At 69.2% G+C, this 16,070-nt stretch carries 17 protein-coding genes; 10 read left to right on the forward strand and 7 right to left on the reverse strand.

Annotated features, from left to right (window positions below):
• Positions 1–17 precede the first annotated feature (17 nt).
• The gene (locus C0481_RS01340; RefSeq protein WP_293399826.1) at positions 18–1,685 is read left to right on the forward strand and encodes a carboxylesterase family protein; all 1,668 of its coding nucleotides are present in this window, start codon (positions 18–20) and stop codon (positions 1,683–1,685) included.
• On the opposite strand, the gene C0481_RS01345 is transcribed toward C0481_RS01340, so the two are convergent.
• The gene (locus C0481_RS01345; RefSeq protein WP_293399829.1) at positions 1,682–2,692 is read right to left on the reverse strand and encodes a LacI family DNA-binding transcriptional regulator; all 1,011 of its coding nucleotides are present in this window, start codon (positions 2,690–2,692) and stop codon (positions 1,682–1,684) included. The two genes, C0481_RS01340 and C0481_RS01345, sit on opposite strands and share 4 nt — an antisense overlap.
• A gap of 184 nt (positions 2,693–2,876) precedes the next feature.
• Between C0481_RS01345 and C0481_RS01350 the strand changes: the two genes are divergently transcribed.
• From C0481_RS01350 to C0481_RS01370, 5 genes are all read left to right on the forward strand, one after another.
• A complete protein-coding gene (locus C0481_RS01350; RefSeq protein ID WP_293399832.1) occupies positions 2,877–4,157 on the forward strand; it encodes an MFS transporter in 1,281 nt (426 codons plus the stop codon).
• An 85-nt stretch (positions 4,158–4,242) separates the two neighbouring features.
• Positions 4,243–5,148: a sugar phosphate isomerase/epimerase gene (locus tag C0481_RS01355; protein WP_293399835.1), complete on the forward strand. Its 906-nt coding sequence runs from the start codon at positions 4,243–4,245 to the stop codon at positions 5,146–5,148.
• A complete protein-coding gene (locus tag C0481_RS01360) occupies positions 5,148–6,296 on the forward strand; it encodes a Gfo/Idh/MocA family oxidoreductase (RefSeq protein ID WP_293399838.1) in 1,149 nt (382 codons plus the stop codon). The genes C0481_RS01355 and C0481_RS01360 overlap by 1 nt, the downstream gene beginning before the upstream one ends.
• Entirely contained in the window at positions 6,293–7,348 is a 1,056-nt protein-coding gene (locus C0481_RS01365) for a sugar phosphate isomerase/epimerase (protein ID WP_293399841.1), read from the forward strand. The genes C0481_RS01360 and C0481_RS01365 overlap by 4 nt, the downstream gene beginning before the upstream one ends.
• Positions 7,349–7,365: 17 nt before the next feature.
• Positions 7,366–7,722: a c-type cytochrome gene (locus C0481_RS01370; RefSeq protein ID WP_293399844.1), complete on the forward strand. Its 357-nt coding sequence runs from the start codon at positions 7,366–7,368 to the stop codon at positions 7,720–7,722.
• Positions 7,723–7,874: 152 nt separating this feature from the next.
• Here C0481_RS01370 and C0481_RS01375 read toward each other — a convergent pair whose 3' ends face one another.
• Positions 7,875–8,741: a DUF1080 domain-containing protein gene (locus tag C0481_RS01375; protein WP_293399847.1), complete on the reverse strand. Its 867-nt coding sequence runs from the start codon at positions 8,739–8,741 to the stop codon at positions 7,875–7,877.
• A 116-nt stretch (positions 8,742–8,857) separates the two neighbouring features.
• Here C0481_RS01375 and C0481_RS01380 point away from each other — a divergent pair, with 116 nt between their 5' ends.
• Together C0481_RS01380 and C0481_RS01385 are read left to right on the forward strand one after the other, a co-directional pair.
• Complete coding sequence (locus C0481_RS01380) at positions 8,858–10,588, forward strand: GMC family oxidoreductase (protein ID WP_293399850.1); 1,731 nt, start codon at positions 8,858–8,860, stop codon at positions 10,586–10,588.
• Positions 10,588–11,148 carry a gluconate 2-dehydrogenase subunit 3 family protein gene (locus tag C0481_RS01385; protein WP_293399853.1) on the forward strand — a complete coding sequence of 187 codons (561 nt, stop codon included), beginning with the start codon at positions 10,588–10,590 and terminating at the stop codon, positions 11,146–11,148. Before C0481_RS01380 ends, C0481_RS01385 begins: the two co-directional genes overlap by 1 nt.
• On the opposite strand, the gene C0481_RS01390 is transcribed toward C0481_RS01385, so the two are convergent.
• From C0481_RS01390 to C0481_RS01410, 5 genes are all read right to left on the reverse strand, one after another.
• Positions 11,145–11,846: a DUF3313 family protein gene (locus C0481_RS01390; RefSeq protein WP_293399856.1), complete on the reverse strand. Its 702-nt coding sequence runs from the start codon at positions 11,844–11,846 to the stop codon at positions 11,145–11,147. The two genes, C0481_RS01385 and C0481_RS01390, sit on opposite strands and share 4 nt — an antisense overlap.
• A 102-nt stretch (positions 11,847–11,948) precedes the next feature.
• Positions 11,949–12,812 (reverse strand): hypothetical protein, encoded by an 864-nt coding sequence (locus C0481_RS01395; RefSeq protein ID WP_293399859.1) that lies wholly within the window; start codon positions 12,810–12,812, stop codon positions 11,949–11,951.
• 36 nt (positions 12,813–12,848) lie between these two features.
• Entirely contained in the window at positions 12,849–13,454 is a 606-nt protein-coding gene (locus tag C0481_RS01400; protein ID WP_293399862.1) for a DUF4136 domain-containing protein, read from the reverse strand.
• 159 nt (positions 13,455–13,613) lie between these two features.
• A complete protein-coding gene (locus C0481_RS01405) occupies positions 13,614–13,976 on the reverse strand; it encodes a DUF1622 domain-containing protein (RefSeq protein ID WP_293399865.1) in 363 nt (120 codons plus the stop codon).
• Positions 13,977–14,062: 86 nt separating this feature from the next.
• Complete coding sequence (locus C0481_RS01410) at positions 14,063–14,506, reverse strand: hypothetical protein (protein WP_293399868.1); 444 nt, start codon at positions 14,504–14,506, stop codon at positions 14,063–14,065.
• Between the two features lie 197 nt (positions 14,507–14,703).
• Between C0481_RS01410 and C0481_RS01415 the strand changes: the two genes are divergently transcribed.
• Positions 14,704–15,453 carry a DUF2092 domain-containing protein gene (locus tag C0481_RS01415; RefSeq protein WP_293399871.1) on the forward strand — a complete coding sequence of 250 codons (750 nt, stop codon included), beginning with the start codon at positions 14,704–14,706 and terminating at the stop codon, positions 15,451–15,453.
• Positions 15,450–16,067 (forward strand): hypothetical protein, encoded by a 618-nt coding sequence (locus C0481_RS01420; protein WP_293399874.1) that lies wholly within the window; start codon positions 15,450–15,452, stop codon positions 16,065–16,067. Before C0481_RS01415 ends, C0481_RS01420 begins: the two co-directional genes overlap by 4 nt.
• The last annotated feature ends 3 nt before the right edge of the window (positions 16,068–16,070 follow it).

The following is a 16,070-nucleotide window of genomic DNA, read 5'->3' on the forward strand; positions in this document are numbered from 1 at the left end:
ATTCCAAGGAACACCCGATGGCTGACACTTGCCTGCGCGCCAAGCGCGCCTGGAGCGCCGCCGTGGCCGGCGCGAGCCTCGCCCTGGCGGCGACCCCGACCCATGGCGCCGACCTCCTGCGCCAGACACCGCTGGGCGCTCTGCGTGGGCAGAGCGACGGGGCGGTCGAGAGCTACAAGGGCGTGCCCTACGCTACGCCGCCGGTCGGCGAACTGCGCTGGAAGCCTCCGGTGGCTCAGACGCCTTGGGCCGGGGTGCGGACGGCCAGCGGGTTCGCGCCGGCCTGCCTGCAGCCGTCCTCGCCGATCGCATTCTACAAGGACGATCCGCCGAGCCAGAGCGAGGATTGCCTCTACCTGAACGTCTGGGCGCCGGTGGGCGCGCGCAAGGCGCCGGTGATCGTCTGGATCCATGGCGGCTCGCTGATGATGGGCACGGCGAGCACGCCGCACCACGACGGCCGGGCGCTGGCCGCCAAGGGCGCGGTGGTGGTGACGATCAACTACCGACTCGGCGTGTTCGGCTATCTGGCTCACCCCGAGCTGACGGCGGAGTCGGCGCAGGGCGCGTCGGGCAACTACGGCACGCTGGACCAGATCGAGGCGCTGCGATGGGTGCGGCGGAACGTCGAGGCGTTCGGCGGCGATCCCGAGGCGGTGACGGTGATGGGCGAGTCGGCCGGGGCGCTCAGCGCCGCGCAACTGATGGCCAGCCCGCTGGCGCGAGGGCTGTTCCAACGAGCCATCGCACAGAGTGTCTATCTGCCGGCCATGCCGGAGCTGAAGGCGGCGCGGTTCGGGATCCCGGCTGCCGAGGAGGCGGGTCAGGCGTTCGGGGAAAAGGCTGGCGACGGGCGGTTGGCCGCCCTGCGGGCGATGCCGGCGCCGGCGCTGCTGGCCGCGGCGGCGAGCCAGTTCTTCATGCCGCAGGGAACAATCGACGGCTGGGTGCATAAGGGCCAACTGGTCGATGTGTTCGAGCGTGGCGAGCAGGCGCCGGTCCCGCTGCTGGTGGGCTTCAACAGCGGCGAGGTGCGAGCGTTCGACGGGCCGTTCGGACCGCCGGTCCCGGCCGACGCGGACGCCTATCGGGCCGCGGTACGTGCCCGTTACTGCGAGCAGTCGGAGGAGTATCTGAGGCTCTATCCGGCCGAGCGGCCGCGGGACGGGGCGTTCGATGCGGCCCGCGACGCCTTCTACGCTTGGGCGGCGATGCGGCTGGCGAGCGACCAGGCCGGCAAGGGCGGCGCTTACCTCTACTACTTCGATCACGTCTATCCGTCGGCCGCCGAGCGGGGGCTGGGCGCGTTTCACGCCAGCGAAGTGCCGTTCGTGTTCGGCGAGGTCGGACCGGGGGCCACGGTTCCGGAGAACTGGCCGGCGCCGCCGAGCAGTGCGCGGGACGTCGCCGTCTCGCAGGCGATGATGGACTACTGGGTGGGCTTTGCGCGCACGGGCCGGCCGCAGGCGGCGGGGCGGGCCGACTGGCCGGCGTTCAGCGCCAAGGCGCGCGGCTACATGCGGTTCGGCGACGACGGGGCGAAGGCCGAGGGCGACCTGCTGCCGGGCGTCTTCGAGTTCCTCGACGACGTCGTGCAGAGCCGGCGGCGCAGCGGCGATGCGAGCTGGGAGATGTGGAACACCGGCCTGGCCGCGCCGGTCGCCAAGGACTGCGCCGGGGCCTAGGCCGCCGGCGGGGCGGCGGTGCTGGCGCGGACGACCAGGCGGTGGGGCAGGGTGACCTGCTGCAGGGTGGTGGCGCGGCCCTTAAGGATGTCGAGCAGCAGGCGCACGACTTCGTGGCCGATGGCGTCCATCGGCTGGCTGACCGTGGTCAGTTGCGGGGCCAGGTACTCGGCGAAGCGGATGTCGTCGAAGCCGACCAACGAGACGTCGCGCGGGCAGACGAGGCCGGCGCGGCGGATCGCCTCCAGCGCGCCCATGGCCATTTCGTCGCTGAAGCAGAAGATCGCGGTCGGGCGCAGCGGCCGGGCCAGCAGCTCGGTGGCCTGCAGCAGGCCGGACTCGATGGTGAAGTCGCCAGTGATGACTTGCAGCGCGTCGGCCTGGCCGTGACGTTCGGCGGCGGCGCGCACGCCGGCCAGGCGGTCGGCGCTGAGCGGGCTGGCCAGCGGGCCGGTGATCACCCCGACGCGGACGTGGCCGAGGCCGTAGAGGTGGTCCATCACCTCCTGGGCGGCGGCGGTGTTGTCGATGTGGGCGCTGGCGACGCCGAGGTCGGGCGCGAACTCGCAGCCGTTGACGATCGGGGTGCGCGGGCCCATCGCCGCGACCATGTCGGCCAGGGTGTCGGGCAGCCGGTGGCCGAGGAAGATCAGGCCGTCGGCCTCCTTGCGGCGGAGCATGGTGGCGTACTGCTCCTCGCGCTCCTCCTGGTGGCGGGTGTCGCCGAGCAGCACCGAGTAGCCGGCCGCATGGGCGGCTTCTTCGACCCCGCGGATGACCCGCGAAAAGAATGGGTTGGAGATGTCCGGCACGGTGACCAGGATCTTCTCGGTGCGCAGGGTGCGCAGGCTCTTGGCCGCGAAGTTCGGCTCGTAGCCAAGGCGGGCGACCGCCTCCATGACCTTCTGCCGGGTGCCTTCCAATACGAGGTCGGGGGCGCTGAACACCCGTGAAACCGTCGCGGTGGAGACCCCCGCGTCGCGCGCGACATCTTGAATGGTAGGCATCGGCGCGACACTGGCGAGAAGCGCCCGTCATTACAAGGCGGAGGTTGGCCAGGGGCCGCTGCACAATGCAGTTGCCGCGCGAAAGGGCGGCTGTTACGGATGATTTCGATTACATCAGCGCGAGCGCGGGCCGATTCAGGGCCGTAGACGCCGCCGCGAAAGCCGGTCGGGGAGGGCCAGGAAGATGACGACGAACGTTCGGCTATTCCTGATGATGGTGCTGCAGCTGGCCATCTGGGGCGCCTGGGCGCCGAAGCTGTTCCCCTACATGTCGATGCTGGGCTTCGAGGCCTGGCAGCAGTCGCTGGTCGGCAGCTCGTGGGGCGTGGCCGCGCTGGTCGGCATCTTCTTCTCCAACCAGTTCGCCGACCGCAACTTCTCGGCCGAGCGGTTCCTGGCCGCCAGCCACCTGATCGGCGGCCTGGCGCTGGTGGGCGTGGCGTTCTCGACCAGCTTCTGGCCGTTCTTCGCCTGCTACCTGATCTACAGCCTGCTCTATGTGCCGACCCTGTCGGTGTCGAACTCGATCGCCTTCGCCAACCTGCGCGACCCGGCGGCCGACTTCGGGACGGTGCGGATGGGCGGCACGGTCGGCTGGGTGATGGTCAGCTGGCCGTTCGTGTTCCTGCTGGGCGCGCACGCCACGGCCGAGCAGGTGCGCTGGATCTTCCTGGTCGCGGCGCTGATCTCGTTCGCCGCCGCCGGCTATTCGCTGACCCTGCCGCACACCCCGCCGCGCAAGGAAGCGGCCGGGATCGACAAGCTGGCCTGGCGTCGGGCGTTGACCCTGCTGGGCACGCCGTTCGTGCTGGTGCTGTTCATCGTCACCTTCATCGATTCCGTGATCCACAACGGCTACTTCGTGGTTTCGGACGCCTTCCTGACCGACCGCGTCGGCATCGCCGGCAACCTTTCCATGGTGGTGCTGAGCCTGGGCCAGGTGGCCGAGATCCTGACCATGTTCCTGCTGGGCCGGGTGCTGATCCGGCTGGGCTGGAAGGTGACGATGATCGTCGGCATCCTGGGCCACGCGGCGCGGTTCGCGGTGTTCGCCTTCTTCGCCGACAGCATCCCGGTGATCGTGGCCGTGCAGCTGCTGCACGGGATCTGCTACGCCTTCTTCTTCGCCACCGTGTACATCTTCGTCGATGCGGTGTTCCCCAAGGACGTGCGCTCGAGCGCCCAGGGGCTGTTCAACCTGCTGATTCTCGGGGTCGGCAATGTGGTGGCGAGCTTCCTGTTCCCGGCGCTGATGGGCCGCCTGACGACCAGCGTCACCGGCGCGGACGGCGTGGCGCGCAACGTCGTCGACTATCCGGCCCTGTTCATGGTCCCGACCGGCCTGGCGCTGGCGGCGGTCGTGCTGCTGGCCCTGTTCTTCCGGCCGCCGACCCGCGGACCCGTCGCCGCCGACAAACAGGCGAGCGACCAGCCCCTGACCACTAGCGTCGCCGCGCCGCGCTGACGGCTGCGCGAGAAGGAGACCCGAGATGACACAAGGATTTCAGCGGCGCAGTGTGCTGGCGGGATTGGCAGGAATGGGAGCGGCCATGACGGGAATTGCGAACGCCAATGCGGCGGGCGGTAAGTTGTTCTTCCAGCGGCACGGCCTGCCGATCGGGCTGCAGCTCTACACGCTGGGTTCGGATGCGGCGAAGGACCTAGACGGCACGCTCGCCCAGGTCGCCAAGATCGGTTACCGCAACATCGAGCTGGCCGGCCTGCTGGGCAAGACGGCGGCGGAGATGAAGGCGGCGATGGACCGCGCCGGGCTCACCTGCACCAGCGCCCACGTTCAGGGCCGGGCGATGGGGCCGCAGACGTTCAGCGGCGACCTTGGCAAGCTGGCCGACGATCTGAACGTGCTGGGCGTGAAGTCGGCGGTGATGCCGCTGTTCTACCTTCCCGACCGCTTCGAGCTGAAGCCGCTGGCGGGCGAGGACGGTCCGACCTTCCTGAGCCGGCTGGCCGGGCAGATGACGCTCGACGACTGGAAGTGGAACGCCGACTTCCTGAACCAGAAGGCTCAGGCGCTGAAGAGCGCCGGCATCGCGGTCGGCTATCACAACCACAACAACGAGTTCGCGCCGATCGACGGCACGACGGGCATGGACGTCCTGCTGAAGGAGACCGATCCGTCGCTGGTGACCTTCGAGATGGACGCTGGTTGGGTGACCGCGGCGGGATACGACCCCTTCGCGCTGCTCAAGGAGCACAAGGGCCGCTTCACCCTGATGCACGTGAAGGACATCAAGGCGACCACCAAGTCGAACTTCGTGCTCAAGCAGGACCCGACCGAGGTCGGCAGCGGCATGATCGACTGGAAGAAGCTGCTGCCAGCGGCCTACGAGTCCGGCGTGCGCCAGTTCTTCGTCGAGCAGGAGCCGCCGTTCGCCCATCCGCGCATCGAGTCCACGAAGATCAGCCACGACTATCTGGCGAGCGTGGCGGCCTGATGACGCGTGGAGTTCCCCTGCGGCTGGCTATGGTCGGCGGCGGACCCGGCTCGTTCATCGGGCCGGTGCATCGGATGGCGGCCGAGTTGGACGGCGCCATCGAGCTGGTCGCGGGCGCGTTCAGCCGCGATCAGCAGAAGAACGCCCAGGCCGCTCAGGCCTGGGGCGTGGCGGGCGACCGGGCCTATGGCGACTATCGCCAGATGCTGGCGGCCGAGGCCGCGCGCGCCGACGGCGCGCAGCTGGTCGCGGTGGTGACGCCGAACCACCTGCACTTCGAGGTCGCGGCCGCGGCGCTGCAGGCCGGCATGCACGTGATCAGCGACAAGCCGGCGACCCTGAACCTGGCCCAGGCGCAGGACCTGGCCGGCGTGGTCGCGGGGGCGGGCAAGCTCTATGGCCTGACCTTCGTCTACACCGGCTATCCGATGGTCCGCGAGGCGCGTGAGATCATCGCCCGCGGCGACCTGGGCGCGGTGCGCAAGGTCATCGTCGAATACTCGCAGGGCTGGCTGTCGCGGCCGATCGAGCGTGACGGCGACAAGCAGGCAGGCTGGCGGGCCGATCCGGCCCAGGCAGGGATCGGCGGGGCGATCGGCGACATCGGCGTGCACGCCTTCAATCTGGCCGAGTTCGTGAGCGGCGTGCGGGTCGAGCGGCTGTGCGCCGACTTGGCCGCCGTAGTGCCGGGCCGGACGCTGGACGACGACTGCAACGTGCTGCTGCGCTTTGGCGGCGGCGCGCGCGGCGTGCTGATCGCCTCGCAGATCTCGGCCGGGGCTCGCAACGGCCTGACCATCAAGGTCTATGGCGAGAAGGGCGGCCTGACCTGGTCGCACGAGCGCCATACCGAGCTCACCGTCGACTGGCTGGACGGGCCGACCCAGATCCTGCACGCGGCCTCGGGCTATCTGAGCCCGGTCGCGCAGGCCGGGTCGCGCATTCCGACCGGACATCCCGAAGGCTTCATCGAGGCCTTCGCCAACATCTACCGAGACTTCGCCGAGGCGGCGGCCGCGGGCCGAGCCGATGCGGGCCTGGTGCCCGACATCGCCGAGGGCGTGCGCAGCATGGCCTTCGTCGAACGCGCGGTGAGCGCCAGCGCCGCGGGCGAGGGCTGGGTCGCGCTGTCAGGAGACGCCGCATGAAGACGCTCAAAGGCCCCGGGATCTTCCTGGCCCAGTTCATCGGCGCCGAGCCGCCGTTCGACAAACTGGAGACGATGGCAAAGTGGGTCGCCTCGATGGGCTATGTCGGCGTGCAGATGCCGACCGGCGGGGCGGACTCGTTCTTCGACCTGGCGCGGGCCGCCGAGAGCCAGACCTATTGCGACGAGGTCGCCGGGGTGCTGGCCGAGCACGGCCTGGTGATCACCGAGCTGTCGACCCACCTGCAGGGGCAGCTGGTCGCGGTGCATCCGGCCTATGACGAGCTGTTCGACGGCTTTGCGCCGCCGGAGCTGCGCGGCAAGCCGGCCGAGCGCCAGGCTTGGGCGGTCGAGCAGGTGAAGGCCGGCGCGATCGCCAGCCGCCGGCTGGGGCTGAAGGCGCATGCGACGTTCTCCGGCGCGCTGGCCTGGCCGTACTTCTATCCGTGGCCGCAGCGGCCGGCGGGCCTGGTGGAGGAAGCCTTCGCCGAGCTGGGCCGGCGCTGGCGGCCGATCCTCGACGCCTACGAGGAGCAGGGCGTCGACGTCTGCTACGAGATCCATCCGGGCGAGGACCTGCACGACGGGGCCACCTTCGAGCGGTTCCTGGACGAGGTCGGCGGCCACAAGCGGGCCAATATCCTCTACGACCCGAGCCACCTGATCCTGCAGCAGCTGGATTATCTGGGCTATATCGACCGCTATCATGAGCGCATCCGCGCCTTCCACGTGAAGGACGCCGAGTTCCGGCCGGACGCGCGATCGGGCGTCTATGGCGGCTATCAGGGCTGGGTCGAGCGGCCGGGCCGGTTCCGCTCGCTGGGCGACGGCCAGGTCGACTTCAAGGCGATCTTCTCGAAGATGGCGCAGTATGACTACGACGGCTGGGCGGTGCTGGAGTGGGAGTGCGCGCTGAAGCATCCCGAGGACGGCGCGCGTGAAGGCGCCCAGTTCATCCGCGACCACATCATCCGCGTCACCGAGCACGCCTTCGACGACTTCGTCGGCAGCGCGCCGGACGCCGGCCGCAACCGGCGGCTGCTCGGCCTGTAAGCCTGGAGTAACTCAGTATGAAGTTCGCGATCATCCTGGCCGCGAGCCTGGCGGCGGCCGGCTCGGCGTCGGCCGCGCCCTCGGGCGAGGCGGTGTTCAAGCAGCGCTGCGCGGTCTGCCACTCGATCGCGCCGGCCCCGGGCAAGATGGGGCCGCCGCTGGCGGGCGTCGCCGGACGTAAGGCCGGGACGCTGCCGGGCTATGCCTACAGCAGCGCGATGAAGGGCTCCAAGCTGACCTGGGACGCCGCCACCCTCGACACCTATCTGAAGGCGCCGGGCAAGAGCGTGCCGGGCACCAAGATGCTGGTCGGCGCGCCTGACGCCGAGCAGCGCGCGGCCCTGGTCCAGTACCTGGGGACGCTGAAGAACTAGACGGCGAGGCCTCGTGGCTGGACCGCCCCCGGATCCGCTCATCCCGGCGAAAGCCGGGACCCAAGCTGAATCGCAGATAGACCGGCGGTGCTCGACCATGGACCAAGCCCCGCTTGGGTCCCGGCTTTCGCCGGGACGAGCGGTGGTTGAGGTCACCGCAGCTCCTGCACCTCGATGTCCTTGAACTCGATCGGGTGGCCTTCGCTCTGCAGGGCGATGTAGCCCTCGGTCGTGGTGTGGGTCTCGAAGTAGGGCTTGGCGACGGCGGCGAAGTTGTCGGTCGGGTCGAGGGCGACGTCGGCGTAGCGGTGGACGACCTGGCCGTTGATCTTCTGGGTCACCTGGCCGCTGGGCAGGACTTCCAACTCCAGGCTGGTCCAGGTTCCGTTGGCGATGGTGGGGGCGGTCGTCGAGGGGATGCAGTGCTCCTTGGCCTTCACCCCGCCGAAGGTGATGCTCGTCCCCGGCGTGCAGACTGCGCCGGTGGGGCGGGGGGCCTCGCCGTCGCGGCCGAGGATCTGGAACTCGACCGACATCGGGAACGACTGGCCCAGGCTCATGCTCTGCGGGCTTTGGCTGTCGAACATCAGCCCGCTGTTGCTGCGCGCCCAGGCCGGGGTGTCGGGCAGGGCCGGATCGAGCACGCGGTAGTTCAGCCGCAGGCGATAGGCCTTGAACGGGGTCTTGTAGAATAGGTGGCCGAACTTGCCGCCGAACTTGCCGTCGTAGCCGGCGTAGGAGACGGCGATCGCGCCGTCGCGAACCACGAAGGTGTCGGCGTAGTTTTCGCCCGCCGGGAAGCCGGCGATCTTGGGCGTCCAGCCGTCGAGCGTGCGGCCATCGAAGATCGGACGCCACTTGCCGGCCTCGGCGTGGGCGGGGGCGGCGAGCAGCGCGAAAACGGCCAGCGTCGCGAGCGCGGCGGCCGGGCGGCATGAGGGCGTGGGGATGTCAGTCTCCTCCCGGAAGGTGTGGACGCGCGTTTCGGCGTTCCCTTGTCTGCTTGCAATGTAACCCATTTCATGAAACCTGGGAGCCGCAAAGCGCAGGTCGGCGCAGATGCGGATTCGCGTCCGCAGCCGACCCGCGACAGAACCAGGCGGATCGCGCCGCCGAACCGAGACCGGGGGAAATGATGGCCAATCTGAACGGCCGTTCGCGCCAGGAAAACACCTATGACGCCATCGTCGTCGGCAGCGGCATCAGCGGCGGCTGGGCCGCCAAGGAACTGACGCAGAAGGGTCTGAAGACCCTGGTGCTGGAGCGCGGGCCGATGGTCCGTCACCTGGAAGACTATCCGACGGCGATGACCGATCCGTGGGACACCAAGTACCCGCAGGGCAAGCTGCCGGCCGCCGAGCTGAAGGCGCAATATCCGGTGCAGTCGCGCACCGGCTACACGGTCACGGAATACACCAAGCACTTCTTCGTCCGGGACGACGAGAACCCGTACACCGAGGAAGAGCGGTTCGACTGGATCCGCAGCTATCAGGTGGGCGGGCGCTCGCTGACCTGGGGCCGCCAGAGCTATCGCCACAGCCCGATGGACTTCGAGGCCAACGCCCGCGAGGGGATCGCGATCGACTGGCCGATCCGCTACGCGGACCTCGCGCCGTGGTACGACTATGTGGAGCGCTTCATCGGCGTCTCCGGCCAGAACGAAGGGCTGGCGCATCTGCCGGACGGCCAGTTCCAGCCGCCGATGGAGATGAACTGCGTCGAGAAGGCCTTCAAGTCGCGGGTCGAGGGCCGGTTCGGCGAGCGCCGGATCACGATGGGCCGCGCCGCGCACCTGACCGAGCCGACCGAGGAGCAGCTGAGCCTGGGCCGCAGCAAGTGCCAGCACCGCAACATGTGCATGCGCGGCTGCCCGTTCGGCGGCTACTTCAGCTCCAACTCGGCGACGCTGGTGGCGGCCGAGCGGACCGGCAACCTGAACCTGCGGCCGAACTCGATCGTCACCTCGCTGATCTATGACGCCAAGGCCGGCAAGGCGAGCGGCGTGCGGATCCTCGATTCCGAGACGATGAAGGAAGAGGAATACTACGCCGAGGTGATCTTCCTCTGCGCCTCGGCCCTCAACTCGACCTGGATTCTGATGAACTCGACCAGCTCGCGGTTCGAGAACGGCTTCGGCAACGGCAGCGACCAACTGGGCCGCAACGTGATGGACCATCACTTCCGCGTCGGGGCCAAGGCGGACGTCACCGAGTTCGCCGATAAGTACTATTCCGGCCGCCGGCCGAACGGCATCTACATCCCGCGCTTCCGTAACCTGGGCGACGCGGCGACCAAGAAGGACTTCCTGCGCGGCTACGGCTACCAGGGCGGGGCCTCGCGTCCGGGCTGGGACCGCGACCTGGCGGGAGAGGGCTTCGGCGCCGATCGCAAGGCGGCGATGAGCCAGCCTGGCCCGTGGACGATGTCGCTGGGCGCGTTCGGCGAGATCCTGCCCTACGAAGACAACCGCGTGACCCTGAACCACGCGGCCAAGGACAAGTTCGGCCTGCCGACCCTGTCGGCCAAGGTGACGATCCGCGAGAACGAAAAGGCCATGCGCAAGGACATGCAGGCGGCCGCGGTGGAGATGCTGGAAGCCGCGGGGTTCAAGAACGTGCAGGCCGCCGACCTTGGCTATGCGCCGGGCCTGGGCATCCACGAGATGGGCACGGCGCGGATGGGCCGGGACCCGAAGACCTCGGTGCTGAACGCGCACAACCAAGTGCACGAGTGCACGAACGTCTACGTCACCGACGGCGCGGCCATGACCTCGGCCTCCTGCGTGAACCCGTCGCTGACCTACATGGCGCTGACCGCCCGGGCCGTCGACCACGCGGTCCAGGCCAAGCGCAAGGGGGACCTGTGATGCTGAACCGTCGCGACGCATTCCGGGGCCTGGCCCTGACCATGGGCATGGTGTCGGTCGGTTTCGCCGGTCCGGTCGCCGCCGCCCTGCCGCCGCTCGCCTGGACGCCCGCCGCGCTCAACGCCGAGCAGGCCCGCGCGCTCGACGCCGCGGCCGAGCTGATCGTGCCGAAGACCGACACCCCTGGCGCCCGCGAGGCCAAGGTCCCGCAGTTCGTCGACCGGACGATCGCCACCTATCTCGACAAGACGCAGGGCGAGCTGCTGAAGAGCGGCCTGACGCAGATGGACGTCGATGCGCGCGCCGCGCACGGCAAGGCGTTCGCCGAGCTGACGAGCGCCCAGCAGACGGCCCTGCTGAGCCGCTACGATCAGGAGGCCGCCGCCGCCCGCAAGGCGTGGAAGCCGCGCCACTTCTTCTCGCTGCTGAAGGAGTACGTGACGATCGGCTACTTCACCTCCGAGCCCGGCGCGACGCTGGCGCTGCGGTACGAGCCGGTGCCCGGCGAGTACCACGGCTGCATCCCGCTGGCCGACGTCGGCAAGGCCTGGGCGCTTTAGCGCGGGGCCACCGGATTGTCGGGGATCGGCGACATGGCCTTCAGCTCGGCCATGGCCTCGATGCTGATCTTCGCCCAGCGCTCGAACAGCATGGTGAAGTCCGAGCGATTGGTGACGCTGTTGCGCATATATGGCCCGGTGTCGCCGGCGGTCCGGGAGTCGACGGCGCGTCCGAGCAGGGCGCCGGTCTCGGAGTCTCGCACTTCGATCACGACGGTGGCTGAGCCAGCGTCTTCGCTGAAGGTCCGCGAGCGGCCGGCGGTCGGGCGGTCCGGGGCGGTGACGTAGAGGTTGGCGACGCCGGTGCGTACGCGCAGGACGTCGGGCCCAGGAGCCGTGACCACCTGGTATCCGGCCTTGGTGTAAGCTTTCTCGAAGACCTCTTCGAACCCGGTGCGGGCGGAGTCGAGCATCTTCTGGGCGTCTTCCTTGGAGATGCGCTGCGACAGATCCATCGTATCGTTGTTGTAGTCGCGCACCCAGTTCTTGCGGAACGCCACCTCGGTCGGATCCATCATCACCTTGGTGTAGGTGCGGAAGTCGGAGCCCGGCAGGACATAGGCCGCATCGAAGCGTTTGGACTTCACGTTGGTGAGCCCGTCCCAGGTGGCGGGCGGCGAGGCTGCGAGGGCCTGCGGAGCCGCGCTCCCGAGCAGGCAGATGGCGGCGAGCGCGGTGACGACGACACGGCGGGTCATGGTGGGGCTCCCTGACGATTGATCAGCGTGACAATGCGCCCGGCCGCAGGGCCCTGATATCGGGGGGAACCCGGAGAGCCGGGTCAGGCGCTCTGGCGAGGCTCAGCTGACGCGCGGCGCCGGATGGGTGCGCGTGAACCACTGCTTGTAGAACACGCCGACGACGAGGCTGACCAGCAGGTAGAGCAACACCGCGGCGGTGACGCGCTTGTCCTCGAAGGCGGTGTTGGCGATCAGCATGGCGATGCCGGGGTGGCGCACGGAGGCGGCCACGGCGAGGGTCGCCCGGTCGAGGTCGGCCGGGCCGCCCAGCAGGTGCCCGCCGGCCAGGGTGATGACGGTGAGCACGGCCATGGCGATCACCGTGCCGTTGCCGATCAGATCCCGGATCGCCGGCCAGACGGACACCAGGATCGGGAGGAAGACGATCACGACCAGCGCCATGCTCAGTCTGTAGACCCACGTCGCGGCGCGGTAGGCGAAGTCTGGGGCCAGCATGCGGATGATGGCGCCGAGGGCCAGCGGGATCAGCACGCCGGTGAAGACAGTGGAGGCGATCAGGTGAAACGGCAGCGTCCTGCCGTGGCCGAACAGCTGCGCGGCAAGATCAAAGACCAGTGGCACCGCGATGATGGTCAGCAGCGCCATGGCGAAATAGATTCCGTAGGCGTATTCTTTGCGCGCGCCGATCCCGAGTTCCTTGCCGGGCACCAGCGGCGGCACCGGCGAGATCGCCATCAGCATGATGCCAGCCTTGACCACCGGTTCGAGCGGCAGCATCCAGACCAGCGCCGCGGCGGCCAGCGGGGGAATGATCTCCACCGCCAGGATCGCCTTGAACAGCAGACCGGGCCGCCGCAGCACGTAGACCAGAGCGCCCGAGCCCGAACGCAGGCCGACCGTGAGCACGAGGCCGGCCAAACTTAGGCCGAGCAGAAGCGGCAGGATCTGCTTGAGAGCTTCCATGGTCCGGCCGCCTCCGCGGTTCGATGATGATGGGCCTCAGGGCAGGGACTTGACCATGTCCGCGAAGATGGCGTTGACCCCGGCCTGGTCGGCATCGCTCTGGTCGAGCCGCTTCTGCGAGGTGGCGCGCCAGGCGAGCTTGCCGCTGGCCCGGTCGATGAGGTCCAGCATCACCGTGCCCTCGACATAGTTGATGTTTCGAACGTCGACATCCATGGGCGGGCCGTACATGCCCCAGCCGAAGCCGCCGATGCAGCCGCGGATGCCGCAGGCGGCGGGGCCGCCGACCGGGCCCCCGAACGTGTCGACCCGGGTCTCTGTGCGGTTCTGCAGGCCGATGTGGTACTGCACCAACAGGTTGGCGGACGACGGATCGGAGACCTGGCGGTAGCCCTTGCCGGCCAGGGCGCCTTCGACGGCGGACTTGACCCGGGCCTGAATGATGTCGTTGTCGATGCGCTTGTCGCCCGATCCGGGCTGCGCGCCCGGGGCCCAGGCCCAAGTCGAGCCTGGCGCGACCGAGACGGCGCTGCTCTTGAGCACCGAGACGTTGCCGCCGGGGCTCTCGCAGGCGGCGAGGGTCAAGGAGGCCGCGGTCACGCCCGCCGCCAGGGCCAGGGATTTCAAGACGCCGCTACGCATGTGACTTTCCCATCTTTGGTTGCAGGGCCGCGATCTGCGGCGGTGCCTGGGAATGTCCGGCCCCTTCCGGAGACCAGCAATCGGGTCAAACCCTCGCCCTGGGCTAAGGGGCGGCTGACGAGCGGTCTCCGCAGGCGCCGATCTTGGAGAAGACGGTGATCACTTCTCGGGTTCGGGGGCGCCGAGCGGGCGGCTGAAGGCTTCCAGGTCCCGTTCGAGGAAGTAGTTGAGCGCTGTGCGGATGACCGCGATGGCCGCCAGTTGGCCGATGTCGTCCCAGGTGGGGGCGATCGCGGTACGGGCGATGTCGGCGGCAAGCGCGAATTCCAGGGCCAGGATGATCCAGCGCGCGAAGCGGGTCCAAACCTGCCGGCGGGTGAGCGCCGCCGGCCCGGCCGGCATCACCATGTAGCGCCCAGCCAGATAGACGCCCTCGATGACGCCGATGGCGATGCACAGCACGCAGATCATCTCTGCGATCAGCGCGACGTAGGTGGCCAGTTCTTGGAGAGCGGATTCCATGGGGGCAGCCAAGTGGACGCCGTCATGCGCGGCTATCGGGGAAACCCTGAGGCGGCCGCCGGATCTGCCCGGCGCCGCTTGCAGGCCTAGTTGATCTTTTTAGCCGCCGCCTTCTCGAGCTGGGCGGCCTCGCCCCGGGTGATGACGCCGTCGCCGTTGGGGTCTTTGGCTTTGAAGCGCGCGGCGGTGTAGGCGTCGATCTCGGCCGGGGTGACGAGATTGTCCTTGTTGGCGTCCATGGCCTGGAACCAGCCGCCCTTGCCGACCAGCCCGGCGCGGTCGACGCCGCGCTCTTCGAGGTCCATGCGGGTGCTGGCGGCGGCGCGGTCCCACTCCTGCGGCGTGATCTTACCGTCCTTGTTGGTGTCGGCGCGCATGAGGAACTTGCGCCGGGAGTCCTGGTACTCCTGGGGCGTGATCTTGCCGTCCTTGTTGGCGTCGGCGAGCAACTCCTGGGCCGCGGCCGCGGTGGCCAGCAAAGACCCGGAGGCCAGCAGAGCGAAGGCGGCGGCGAGGATGAGACGGTTCATGGCATGGCCTTTCGTCGCGACGATTGTCGCAGGGATGCTCACGCGTCCGGCCCGGACGAACCATTGGGCGTCCACCTGAGGCGGCGAGGGCAATGGGCCTGATGCGGCCATTCCTGGCGGGAACGTCCGGGTTGCACCCGATAGGCGCGTGCGGGCGCCGATGAAACCGTGGCGCGTCCATGGCGGAGGAACGGGCGATGCCGCATGCAAATCATCCAAGGGCGAGGTGGGCGGCGGCCGGCGTAGTGCTGGCGTTCTGCCTCGCCTCGGCGGCGACAGCGCAGGACGCGCGCGATCCAGCCGCCCTGCAGGCCGCCGAGAAAATGGGCGCCTATCTGCAGTCGCTGAAGACTTTCGAGGTGACGTCGGACGTCACCATGGGGGCGCTGGACAACGGCCAGCCGCGGCAGTTGAAGGCATCGGTCGACTACAAGGTGCGGCGGCCGAACGGCTTCGTCATCGAGAGCGCCGGCGAGAAGAAGGCCCGCAAGTTCATCTATGACGGCAAGGCCTTCACGGTCTTCGCGCCGAAGGTTGGTTACTACGCCTCGGTCTCGGCGCCGCCGACGATCAAGCAGACGCTGGACGTGGTCTACGACACCTACGGCATCGCGCTGCCGCTCGCGGATCTGTTCTACTGGGGCGAGGGCGCCTCGCCGACCGAGGCGGTGATCTCGGCGAGCAAGGTCGGTCAGGAGACGATCGGCGGGGCGGCGACCGACCACTACCGCTATCGCAGCACCGACCTGGAGTGGGACATCTGGATCCAGCGCGGCGCCCAGCCGCTGCCGCGCAAGATCACGATTACGACTCTCGATGACCCGGCCAAGCCGACCTATTCGTCGGTTCTGACTTGGAACGTCGCCCCGAATTTCCCGGCCGGGACCTTCGCCTTCAACCCCGCCAAGGACGCCAAGCCGATCGCGCTGGCGAAGGTGAACCCATGAGCGGCCTGGTGAAGACGCCGATCCTGGTCGGCCGCGGGCTGGCTGCGGCGGCGGTCCTGGCGCTGCTCGCCGGGCCGGTCGAGGCCCGCCCGCGACTTGGCGGACCTGGTCTGGGCGGCGGTTTCAGTCACATGGGCGCGGCCAGCAGCATCCACGCGCCGGGCGGCGGCGCCTTCGCCGGCGGCGGGCGGCTGGGCGGCGGCGGCGCGGGCGAGCAATGGCACGCCGGCGGCGGGGGTGCGATCAGCCGGCCCGGGCAGGGCGGCGGCGGCGAACAGTGGCATCCGGGACCCGGCCCTGGACCTGGACCTGGACCACATCCGCCTCCGCGACCGCCGCCGCCTCCGCCGCCTGCGTGGGGGCCGTGGTGGGGTTGGGACGACGACCCGTACTGGAACTATCCGGTGGCCACGGCCGCCGCGGTCGGGGTCGTGGCCGGGACGGCCGCAGCGGTGACGTCGGCGGCTCTGGGCAGCACGGCCTACAGCCTCCCGGGCAACTGCGTGACCGTGTTCCGGGGAGACCTGACCTACTTCCAATGCGGATCGGTCTGGTACCAGCCGCAGTACCTGGGCAGCGGCGTGACCTACGTCGTGGTGGCCCCGCCGCCTTAGGCT

This window comes from Phenylobacterium sp., from assembly GCF_013822795.1.
Lineage (GTDB): Bacteria > Pseudomonadota > Alphaproteobacteria > Caulobacterales > Caulobacteraceae > Phenylobacterium.